9 protein-coding genes are annotated in these 9,987 nt (G+C 72.3%); 7 read left to right on the top strand and 2 right to left on the bottom strand.

Annotated elements, in window-relative coordinates; genetic code table 11:
* Nucleotides 1-659: aromatic amino acid lyase (locus tag LOY02_RS15305; RefSeq protein ID WP_317183226.1), on the top strand; the 659-nt coding region annotated here is incomplete at its 5' end.
* A 64-nt stretch (nucleotides 660-723) separates the two neighbouring features.
* Nucleotides 724-2,379 carry a urocanate hydratase gene (gene hutU, locus LOY02_RS15300; RefSeq protein WP_317183225.1) on the top strand — a complete coding sequence of 552 codons (1,656 nt, stop codon included), beginning with the start codon at nucleotides 724-726 and terminating at the stop codon, nucleotides 2,377-2,379.
* Nucleotides 2,380-2,474: 95 nt separating this feature from the next.
* On the opposite strand, the gene LOY02_RS15295 is transcribed toward hutU, so the two are convergent.
* Nucleotides 2,475-2,978: a YbaK/EbsC family protein gene (locus LOY02_RS15295; protein WP_317183224.1), complete on the bottom strand. Its 504-nt coding sequence runs from the start codon at nucleotides 2,976-2,978 to the stop codon at nucleotides 2,475-2,477.
* Between the two features lie 34 nt (nucleotides 2,979-3,012).
* Between LOY02_RS15295 and LOY02_RS15290 the strand changes: the two genes are divergently transcribed.
* From LOY02_RS15290 to hutI, 3 genes are read left to right on the top strand one after another with little or no spacing between them, the layout of a single operon-like run.
* A complete protein-coding gene (locus LOY02_RS15290; RefSeq protein WP_317183223.1) occupies nucleotides 3,013-4,290 on the top strand; it encodes an allantoate amidohydrolase in 1,278 nt (425 codons plus the stop codon).
* Complete coding sequence (locus LOY02_RS15285; RefSeq protein ID WP_317183222.1) at nucleotides 4,287-5,627, top strand: formimidoylglutamate deiminase; 1,341 nt, start codon at nucleotides 4,287-4,289, stop codon at nucleotides 5,625-5,627. The genes LOY02_RS15290 and LOY02_RS15285 overlap by 4 nt, the downstream gene beginning before the upstream one ends.
* Nucleotides 5,624-6,820: an imidazolonepropionase gene (gene hutI / locus LOY02_RS15280; protein WP_317183221.1), complete on the top strand. Its 1,197-nt coding sequence runs from the start codon at nucleotides 5,624-5,626 to the stop codon at nucleotides 6,818-6,820. Before LOY02_RS15285 ends, hutI begins: the two co-directional genes overlap by 4 nt.
* A 34-nt stretch (nucleotides 6,821-6,854) precedes the next feature.
* Here the strand turns inward: hutI and LOY02_RS15275 are convergent, their stop codons facing one another.
* Entirely contained in the window at nucleotides 6,855-7,457 is a 603-nt protein-coding gene (locus LOY02_RS15275) for a dsRBD fold-containing protein (protein WP_317183220.1), read from the bottom strand.
* 135 nt (nucleotides 7,458-7,592) lie between these two features.
* Between LOY02_RS15275 and LOY02_RS15270 the strand changes: the two genes are divergently transcribed.
* Together LOY02_RS15270 and LOY02_RS15265 are read left to right on the top strand one after the other, a co-directional pair.
* Nucleotides 7,593-9,323, top strand: a complete 1,731-nt coding sequence (locus tag LOY02_RS15270) for a GAF domain-containing protein (RefSeq protein ID WP_317183219.1) — start codon at nucleotides 7,593-7,595, stop codon at nucleotides 9,321-9,323.
* Nucleotides 9,320-9,987 (top strand): response regulator transcription factor (locus tag LOY02_RS15265; RefSeq protein ID WP_317183218.1); only part of this gene is annotated, 668 nt, incomplete at its 3' end. The genes LOY02_RS15270 and LOY02_RS15265, both read left to right, overlap by 4 nt.

The raw sequence follows: 9,987 nt of genomic DNA, 5'->3' as shown, positions 1-9,987 counted from the left end.
GCGCCCGAGACACCGTGGAGCATGCGGCACGAGTCGCCGGGTGGGAGCTCGCCTCCGCCATCGACAACCCCGTCATCACCACGGACGGTCGGGTCGAGTCCAACGGCAACTTCCACGGCGCACCCATCGCCTACGTCCTCGACTTCCTCGCGATCGTGGCAGCGGACGTGGCCTCCATGTCGGAACGCCGCACCGACCGCTTCCTCGACAAGGCCCGGTCCCACGGGCTGTCTGCCTTCCTCGCCGACGACCCCGGCGTGGACAGCGGTCACATGATCGCGCAGTACACCCAGGCGGCGGTCGTGTCGGAGATGAAGCGACTCGCCACGCCCGCCTCGGTCGACTCGATCCCGAGCTCGGCCATGCAGGAGGACCACGTGTCGATGGGCTGGTCCGCCGCTCGCAAGCTCCGTCGCTCGGTGGACGGGCTGACCCGGGTGCTCGCCATCGAGCTGCTCACGGCGGCCCGCGGCCTCGAGCTGCGAGCGCCGCTCCAGCCGTCGCCCGCGACCGGTGCCGTCATCGCCGCGCTGCGCGAGTCCGTCGAGGGGGCGGGCACGGACCGGTTCCTCGCCCCGGAGATCGAGGCAGCGGTGGCGCTGGTCCAGTCCGGTCGGGCCCTCGCCGCCGTCGAGGCCGTCACGGGCCCCCTCAACTGAACTGAAGACGACCGGCCGAGCCGGCTCAGCGGCATACGACATCAATCGCTCGAAGGAGAGTGACATGGAAGGTGCACGACCCGTCCGCGCCCCGCGCGGCACCCAGCTGACCGCACGGTCGTGGGCCACCGAGGCCCCGCTGCGGATGCTCATGAACAACCTCGACCCCGAGGTCGCCGAGCGGCCGGACGACCTCGTCGTCTACGGCGGCACGGGACGGGCGGCGCGCGACTGGACGTCCTTCGACGCGATGGTGCGCACGCTGACGACGCTCAAGCAGGACGAGACGATGCTCGTCCAGAGCGGCCGGCCCGTCGGCGTCATGCAGACCCACGAGTGGGCGCCGCGCGTGCTCATCGCCAACTCGAACCTCGTCGGCGACTGGGCGAACTGGCCGGAGTTCCGGCGGCTCGAGCACCTGGGCCTGACGATGTACGGCCAGATGACCGCGGGGTCGTGGATCTACATCGGCACGCAGGGCATTGTGCAGGGGACGTACGAGACCTTCGCCGCGGTGGCGGAGAAGCGCTTCGGCGGCACGCTCGCCGGCACGCTCACGCTGACCGGCGGCTGCGGCGGCATGGGCGGCGCGCAGCCGCTCGCCGTCACCCTCAACGGGGGCGTCTGCCTCATCGTCGACGTCGACCCGGCGCGCCTCCAGCGCCGCGTCGACCACCGTTATCTCGACGAGGTCGCCGGCTCGCTCGACGAGGCGATCGACAAGGCGGTCACGGCCAAGGAGCAGCGGCGGGCCTGGTCCATCGGCGTCGTCGGCAACGCGGCCACGGTGTTCCCCGAGCTGCTCCGCCGCGGCGTGCCGATCGACATCGTCACGGACCAGACCTCCGCCCACGACCCGCTGAGCTACCTCCCGGAGGGGATCGGGCTCGAGGACTGGTACGAGTACGCCGAGAAGAAGCCCGAGGAGTTCACCGACCGGGCGCGCGAGTCGATGGCCAAGCACGTGCAGGCCATGGTCGAGTTCCAGGACGGCGGCGCCGAGGTCTTCGACTATGGCAACTCGATCCGCGACGAGGCGCGTCTCGGCGGCTACGACCGGGCGTTCGAGTTCCCCGGCTTCGTCCCGGCCTACATCCGGCCGCTCTTCTGCGAGGGCAAGGGCCCGTTCCGCTGGGTGGCCCTCTCCGGTGACCCGAAGGACATCGCCGTGACGGACCGGGCCGTGCTCGACCTCTTCCCCGACGACGACCGGCTGCACACGTGGATCCGGGGCGCCCAGGAGCGGATCGCCTTCCAGGGCCTGCCGGCGCGCATCTGTTGGCTGGGCTACGGCGAGCGGGACCGGGCGGGGCTGCGCTTCAACGAGCTCGTCGCCTCCGGGGAGATCTCCGCGCCGATCGTCATCGGCCGCGACCACCTCGACGCCGGCTCGGTCGCCAGCCCCTACCGCGAGACCGAGGGCATGGCCGACGGCTCCGACGCCATCGCCGACTGGCCGCTGCTCAACGCCCTCGTCAACACGGCTTCGGGCGCGAGCTGGGTCTCGATCCACCACGGCGGCGGCGTCGGCATCGGCCGGTCCATCCACGCGGGCCAGGTCTCGGTCGCGGACGGCACAGCGCTCGCGGCCCAGAAGCTCGCTCGCGTTCTGACGAACGACCCCGGCATGGGCGTCATCCGGCACGTCGACGCGGGCTACGACCGGGCCGAGGGGGTCGCGCGCGAGCGGGGCGTCCGCGTCCCGATGAAGGAGTCGTGACACCCGTTGGCAACACGCCCGGCAGTCATCAACGCAACCCTGATATTTCAGGGGGACCTGCGCACTGCCGGGCGTGTTGCGGAGGCAGGGCGGGCTCAGGTCGTGGGCCGGGTCTCCTCGTCCGAGATGTCGGCCACCGTCGCGTCGAACTCGCGGACCACGTCGTCGCCGGCCACGGTGAGCCCGACGCCGTGCGCGCCGCCGCCGATGGAGATGGTGCGGCCGCAGAGGTGGGTGTCGGCGATCACCGGCAGGCGGGTGGCCGAGCCGAAGGGCGTGATCGTCCCCCTCTCGTACCCGGTCACCGCCTTCGCCTCGTCCGCGTCGGGCATGGAGATCCGGTTCGTCCCGAGCAGCGCGCGGACCTTGGCCCACGAGAAGGTCCGGTCGCCCGGCACGAGGACGAGGACGTGCTCGCCCTCGGACACCCGCACGACGAGGGTCTTGATGAGGTCGCGCGGCTCGATCCCACGGGCGGCGGCGGCCTCCTCCAGCGAGCGCACCCGGCCGTGCCGTGTCACCCTGTGCTCGATCCCCGCGGCGCGGATCGCCTCGATGGCAGGGGTCATCGCGTCGTCCGTCATCGGGTCATGAGTCATCGAAGGAGCCTAGGTTGAGTGGGTGGAGTCGCTGATGACCACCGGGTTCGACCGGATGTGGGACCAGCTCGCCGTCATCGGACGTGACGATACCACGGGGGGGTACCACCGTTTCGCCTGGACACGCACCGACCACGACCTGCGGGAGTGGTTCGCGTCCGAGTGTGCGGCACGCGGCCTCGAGCTCACCGAGGACCGGGCCGGCAACCAGTGGGCCTGGTGGGGCGACCCCGACGTGCTACCCGGGATCGTCATCGGCAGCCATCTCGACTCCGTCCCGGCCGGGGGTGCGTTCGACGGCCCGCTCGGCGTCGTCAGCGCGCTCGCCACCGTCGACGCCCTCCGCGTTCGTGAGGCCGCGACCGGGGTCGCGCCCGCCCGGCCGATCGGTGTCGTCAACTTCGTCGACGAGGAGGGTGCGCGCTTCGGGATCGCCTGCGCCGGCTCGCGCATCATCACCGGCGCGCTCACGGCCGACCGCGCCCGCGGCCTCACGGACGCCGACGGCGTGACGATGGCTGAGGCGTGGCGCGCTGCGGGTCGCGACCCCGACACGATGGGCCCCGACCCCCAGGCCCTGGGTCGGGTCGCCGCGTTCGTCGAGCTCCACGTCGAGCAGGGCCGGGCACTCGCGCTCGCCCCCGACGGCACCGAGGACCTCAGCGACCCGGGCAGGGCGGTTGCCATCGGCACCGAGATCTGGCCGCACGGCCGCTGGCGCCTCGAGATCCCCGGCGAGGCGAACCACGCGGGCACGACCCGCCTCGAGGACCGTCACGACGCCATGCTCGGGCTCGCGTCCGTCGTTCAGCAGACGAGGTCGTATGCCGCCGCGCTCGGTTGTGTCGCCACCGTCGGCAAGGTGCTGGTCGAGCCGGGAGGGGTCAACGCCGTGCCCAGCCACGTGACAGCGTGGCTCGACGCACGCGGCGCAGACGAGCACGCGGTGCACGCCACGGTCGACGGCGTCATCGGCGTCGTCCGCGAGCTCGGCGGCTCGCACGAGGAGGAGTCGTGGACCGCGCCGACCCGCTTCGACGGCTCGCTCGTGAGGAGGCTGACCGGCATACTGCCTGATGCGCCCCTGCTCGGGACCGGAGCGGGGCACGACGCCGGCATCCTCGCCACCCACGGGATTCCCTCGGCGATGCTCTTCGTCCGCAACCCGACGGGGATCTCGCACTCGCCCGCCGAGTTCGCCGAGCCCGGCGACTGCCACCGCGGGGTCGCGGCGCTCACCGCGGTCGTCACCGACCTGTGCACGTCCGACCATCGAGATCCAGGGACGCAAACGGAGGACCTCCACGCATGACCTCATTCTGGTGTGAAAGCGCTTGGCTGACAGGCGGACTCGCCAAGCGGGTGCGACTGGTCGTCAGCGGCGGCCTCTTCCGGGAGGTCCTCGTGGACGCAGACCCGGAGGACGCCGACGTCGTCCTCGCCGGCGTCACGCTGCCCGGCATGGCCAACACGCACAGTCACGCCTTCCACCGCGCGCTCCGGGGCCGGGTCAACGGTGGCGGCGGAAACTTCTGGAACTGGCGCGAGCAGATGTACCAGGTCGCCGAGCAGCTCAACCCGGACACCTATCTCGCGCTGGCCCGCGCCGTCTTCGCCGAGATGGTGCTCGCCGGCTTCACCCTCGTCGGGGAGTTCCACTACCTTCACCACCGGCCGGGCGGCAAGAAGTTCGGCGACCCCAACGCCATGGGCCTCGCGCTCCGGCAGGCCGCGGACGAGGCCGGCATCCGGATGACCCTGCTCGACACGTGCTACCTCGAGGGCGGTCTCAACGGCGGCGGCCACGTCGAGCTCCACCCGGGTCAGCTGAGGTTCAGCGACGGCACCGTGGACGCCTGGGCCGAGCGGATGCTCGCGCGCCGGCCCGAGAACGGCCGGGTGCGGCTGGGTGCGGCGATCCACTCGATCCGGGCCGTCCGCAAGGAGGACCTGCCCAAGGTCGTCGAGGCCGCGGCCGGCCTGCCGCTCCACGTCCACCTCTCCGAGCAGCCGGGCGAGAACCTCGCCTGTCAGATGTACTACGGCTGCACCCCGACCGAGCTGCTCGACGGCGTCGGCGCCCTCGACCCCGACCTCACGGCGATCCACGCGACCCACCTGACCGAGCACGACGTCGAGCTGCTCGGCGCGACCGGCACGGGCGCCTGCTTCTGTCCGACGACCGAGCGCGACCTCGCCGACGGCATCGGCCCCGCTCGCGCCCTCCACGACGCCGGCACACCCCTGTCCCTCGGCTCCGACCAGCATGTCGTCATCGACCCGTTCGAGGAGCTCCGCGGGCTCGAGATGCACGAGCGGCTCGTGACCAACGAGCGGGACCGTTTCACGCCCAACGACCTGCTCCTCGCGGCCTCCTTCAACGGATACCGGGCGCTCGGCTGGTCCGACGGGGGCCACCTGTCGAAGGGCGCCCTCGCCGACTTCGTCACGGTGCGGACCGACACCGTCAACACTGCAGGGTCGGCGCCGGAGCAGATCCTCTACTCCTGCGTCGCCTCCGACGTGTCGACCGTCGTCGTCGGGGGCGACATCGTCGTGCGCGACGGGCAGCACCGGCTCGGCGACGTGGGGCGGCTGCTCGGCTCGACGATCGAACGCGTCGTCAACGCGACCGCGGTGAACGCGTGAGCACCCTGCTCACCGGCATCGCCGAGCTCGTCACCAACGACCCCGCCTGGGGCGACGGGCACGCCGATCCCGGTGACCGGCTCCTCGGGATCATCCGCGACGCGGCGCTCGTCGTCGCCGACGGGGTCGTCGAGTGGGTCGGGCCCGCTGCGACGGCCCCCGACGCCGACGACCATCGGAGCCTCGCGGGTCGCGCCGTCATCCCGGGCTTCGTCGACTCCCACACGCACCTCGTCTTCGCCGGCGACCGGTCCGCAGAGTTCGCGGCCCGGATGACCGGGACTCCCTACGACGGTGGTGGTATCGCCGTGTCGGTCGCTGCCACCCGGGCGGCGACCGACGACGAGCTGCGCTCCCTCGTGGCGGCCCGCGTCGCCGAGATGCGCGCCCAGGGCACGACGACCGTGGAGATCAAGAGCGGCTACGGCCTCACGGTCGTGGACGAGCTGCGATGCCTACGGATCGCCCGCGAGTTCACGCCGCACACGACGTTCCTCGGCGCGCACGTGGTCCCTCCGGAGTACGCCGACCGTCGCGCCGACTACGTCGACCTCGTCACGGGACCCATGCTCGACGCCCTCCTCGCCGACGGGCTGGAAGCCAGCCCAGCGGCATACGTCGACGTCTTCTGCGAGCCCCACTCGGCGCACGCCTTCGACGGCGACGAGTCGCGCACCATCCTCGAGGCCGCCCGCGCCCGCGGCCTCCGGCTGCGCGTCCACGGCAACCAGCTCGGCCATGGCCCCGGGGTGCAGCTCGCGTGCGAGCTCGAGGCGGCCAGCGTCGACCACTGCACCCATCTCACCGACGATGACGTGGAGGCGCTGGTGGCGGCGCGCGGGACGACGGTGGCGACGCTCCTACCCGGCGTGGAGTTCTCCACCCGGTCGCCCTATCCTGACGCGCGCCGACTCCTCGATGCCGGGGTCGCTGTCGCCCTGGCCACGGACTGCAACCCCGGCACGTGCTACTCGTCGTCGATCCCCTTCGCCATCGCGCTGGCCGTGCGGGAGATGGGCATGACACCCGCCGAGGCGCTGTACGCCTCGACGGCCACGTCGGGCAGGTCGCTCGGACTGGACGGGCGGGTCGCCGTGGGCGGGCCCGCAGAGCTCGCAGTCATCGACGGTCCGAGCCACCTGCACCTCTCGTACCGCGCCGGCGTCCCGCTCGTGAGCGCTCTCGAGCCCTGAAGCGCTCGCCGAGGTGACGTCGCGCGGCCTCGGCTCAGACGGCCCTGATGTGGGCCTCCTCGCCTGTCACCTCCGAGACGTCCGTCTCGGCTGTCTCCATGAGCTTGTCGGCCAGGTGCCGCAGGGCACGCGCCACGGCGACCTCGTCGCCGATCTCGGGCACCGCCGGGTCGTGCGACGAACGGTGTGCCGTGCCCCGGGCACTGAGCTGCTCCGGGGAGTCCGCGATGAGCAGGACGTTCGCGCTGGTGTCGTCACCGGACTCGAAGATCGAGACCCGGATGTTCCACTCGCGGACGTGCCCGACCTCGGGTCTCCGGGAGGCCGTCACCGGCACCGATGACGGGATGGGCGATGAGGCCGGTGGCCGCGGGGGCGAGGGCTCCCGCACCGGTGCGACCGACTGCGTCCTCACCGGCGTGGCGTGCTCTCGGTGCTCACCGGGGGACTCGGTCGAGCCGATCCGGAGGACGGCCCCCGGGCCCGGGTAGATGAGGCCGGTGTGGCCGTTCGACCACCGCACGAGGTAGGGCGGGGTCCCATCCGCGCCACGGATCTCGAGGATCTCGCCGTCTCTGGTGGGTTCGTCGATGTGCTCCGCCGCAAGAATGATGCGGTCTCCGACTCGTGCGCGCATGATGGCCTCCTTGGCTCCAACCGACAACCCCAGCAGACCATCGGCTCCCGGGGCGGGGCAGGGCCGAAGGTCCCGAAGGTGCTCTCGTGGCGGCGCATCGGCCCGGCGCCGAGGCGTCACGCATACGATCGAGTCATGACATCGGGCCCGGTGTCGCGCGCCCCGGTCCAGGGCGGCGGCACGGACATGGACGACACGCGGGAGGTTGAGTCGGTCGGGGACGACCGCCTCGGCTCGCTCGTCGACGCCATCAGGCCGCTGAGCGCCGACCTCGAGCTGCCCGAGGTGCTCACCCGGATCGTGTCCGGGGCCTGCGACCTCCTCGGCGCCAGGTACGGCGCTCTCGGGGTGCTCGGTCCCGACGCCCACCACCTCTCCGCCTTCTACACGCACGGGCTCTCTCGCGAGGAGGCCGAGCGCATCGGCCCGCCACCGGTGGGCCACGGCGTGCTCGGGCTGCTCCTCACCGATCCGCGGCCGCTTCGCCTCCACGATCTCACCGCCCACCCCCTCTCGGTGGGCTTCCCGCCCCACCACCCGCCCATGCGGACGCTCCTCGGCGCGCCCATCCGGATCCGGGACACCGTCTTCGGCAACATCTACGTCGCGGAGAAGCGCGACGGCGGCGACTTCACGAGCGAGGACGAGGCGATGCTCGTCTCGCTCGCCGGTGCTGCCGGCTCCGCGCTCGACAACGCCCGCCTCCTGTCCCAGAGCGAGATCCGGCAGCGCTGGTCCGCGGCGACGAGCGAGCTCGTCCAGTCCCTGCTCGAGGGGGAGTCGGAGGACCCGTCGATCGCCCTCATGGCCGTGCAGGTCCGCGACCTGAGTCGCGCTCTCGTCAGCGCCGTGGCCGTCGTCGACGCGGCGAACCGACTGGAGATCCGCGCCATCGACCGAGGCCCGGGTGTGGTCGTCCCGCCCGCGGGCGAGCCGTCAGGTGCCATCTTCGACGGTGACGCGTGGGAGGAGCTGCTCGACTCGCGACAGCCGATCCTCCACGTGCCCGGCGGGGTCGTCGACTCGCGAGCTCTGCCGGCGGAGGAGGCCCGCGCCGTGCTGGGCCTCGCTGCCGAGGCGCCGGTGGCGGTGGTTCCCCTCGGCACCGGCCCGCGCGGCAACGGAGTGCTCATCACGGGGTGGGATGCGAGCGACGACCTGACCGCACAGGACGCGCTGCCCGCCCAGACGGCCTACGCCGTCCAGGCCGGCGTCGCCATCCTCGCTGCGCAGGCGCAGGCGGACCGGGGACGGGTGGCCCTGCTGGAGGAGCGGGAGCGGATCGCGCGGGAGATGCACGACAACGTCATCCAGGAGCTCTTCGCCACGGGCCTGTCCCTGCAGTCTGCGGTGCCGCTCGCCCAGCACCCCGTCGTCCGCGCGCGCGTCAACCAGGCCGTCGACGACCTCGACCACGCCATTCGCCAGATCAGGAAGGCGATCTTCGAGCTGCACACCGAGGACCCGGGCGAGAGCCTCCTCGTCGTCCTCAGAGCCATCGCGGAGTCGTATGCCGTGAGCCTGGGTTTCGTGCCCGACGTGACGGTTCCGCGCGGGCTCGGGCCGCTGCCGGAGCAGCTGCGCGCCGACGTCATCGCGGTCGTCCGGGAGGGACTGGCCAATGTCGCGCGGCACGCAGGTGCCACCACGGCCGGCGTTCGGGTCGAGCGCGATGACGGCCTCTCCGTCGACGTCACGGACGACGGGGTCGGCTTCGACCCGGCGGAGGCCCGCAGCGGTCTCGTCAACCTCCGCAGCAGGGCCGGGACGCACGGCGGCTCCCTCGAGATCCTCCCCGGGTCGTCCCGGGGCTCGGTCCTGCACTGGCACGTCCCGAAGGAAGCCTGCCCGGAAGGAACGAGATGACGGCGCCGCCCCCGGAGGGGACCATCAAGGTCTACCTGCTCGACGACCACGAGGTCGTCCGGCGCGGTCTTCGCGACCTCGTCGAGGCCGCACCGGACATGGAGGTCGTCGGCGAGTCCGGCTCGGCGCGCGAGGCCACCCGCCGCATCCCCGCCCTGCTGCCCGACGTCGCGGTGCTCGACGTGCGGCTGCCCGACGGGTCCGGCATCGAGGTGTGCCGGGAGGTCCGCTCGATCGACCCGCGGATCCGTGCGCTCGTGCTCACCTCCTACGACGACGACCAGGCCCTCGTGTCCTCCGTGCTCGCCGGCGCGTCCGGCTACCTGCTCAAGCAGCTGAGCGGCGAGGGCATCCTGGCCGCGATCCGGCGGGTGGCTGCCGGCGAGGACCTCTCGGACCACCCCCACGCCCGGGCCCTGAGAGAGCGGTGGGCCTCGCGCGAGGAGCACGACCCGCGACTGCGGTCCCTCTCACCGGTCGAGCGGCGGATCCTCGACCTCGTCTCGGAAGGTCTGACGAACCGGCAGATCGGCGACCGGCTCGGTCTCGCGGAGAAGACCGTGAAGAACTACGTCTCCTCGGTCCTCAGCAAGATGGGCATGGAGACGCGCACCCAGGCCGCCGTCTACGCCGCCACCCACCGCGAGCAGCAGGACCCCACGAC

Origin of the sequence: Intrasporangium sp. (genome assembly GCF_032907665.1) — a bacterium.
Classification (GTDB): Bacteria; Actinomycetota; Actinomycetes; order Actinomycetales; family Dermatophilaceae; genus Intrasporangium.
The sequence above is the reverse complement of the archived record's forward strand: the minus strand, read 5'-3'. Positions and strand labels throughout refer to the sequence as shown.

Excerpts from the sequence above, each read along its gene's own strand:
- hutU (WP_317183225.1), top strand. The coding sequence starts at position 724 with ATGGAAGGTGCACGACCCGTCCGCGCCCCGCGCGGCACCCAGCTGACC.
- LOY02_RS15295 (WP_317183224.1), bottom strand. The coding sequence starts at position 2,978 with ATGACTCATGACCCGATGACGGACGACGCGATGACCCCTGCCATCGAG.
- LOY02_RS15290 (WP_317183223.1), top strand. The coding sequence starts at position 3,013 with ATGACCACCGGGTTCGACCGGATGTGGGACCAGCTCGCCGTCATCGGA.
- LOY02_RS15285 (WP_317183222.1), top strand. The coding sequence starts at position 4,287 with ATGACCTCATTCTGGTGTGAAAGCGCTTGGCTGACAGGCGGACTCGCC.
- LOY02_RS15275 (WP_317183220.1), bottom strand. The coding sequence starts at position 7,457 with ATGCGCGCACGAGTCGGAGACCGCATCATTCTTGCGGCGGAGCACATC.
- LOY02_RS15270 (WP_317183219.1), top strand. The coding sequence starts at position 7,593 with ATGACATCGGGCCCGGTGTCGCGCGCCCCGGTCCAGGGCGGCGGCACG.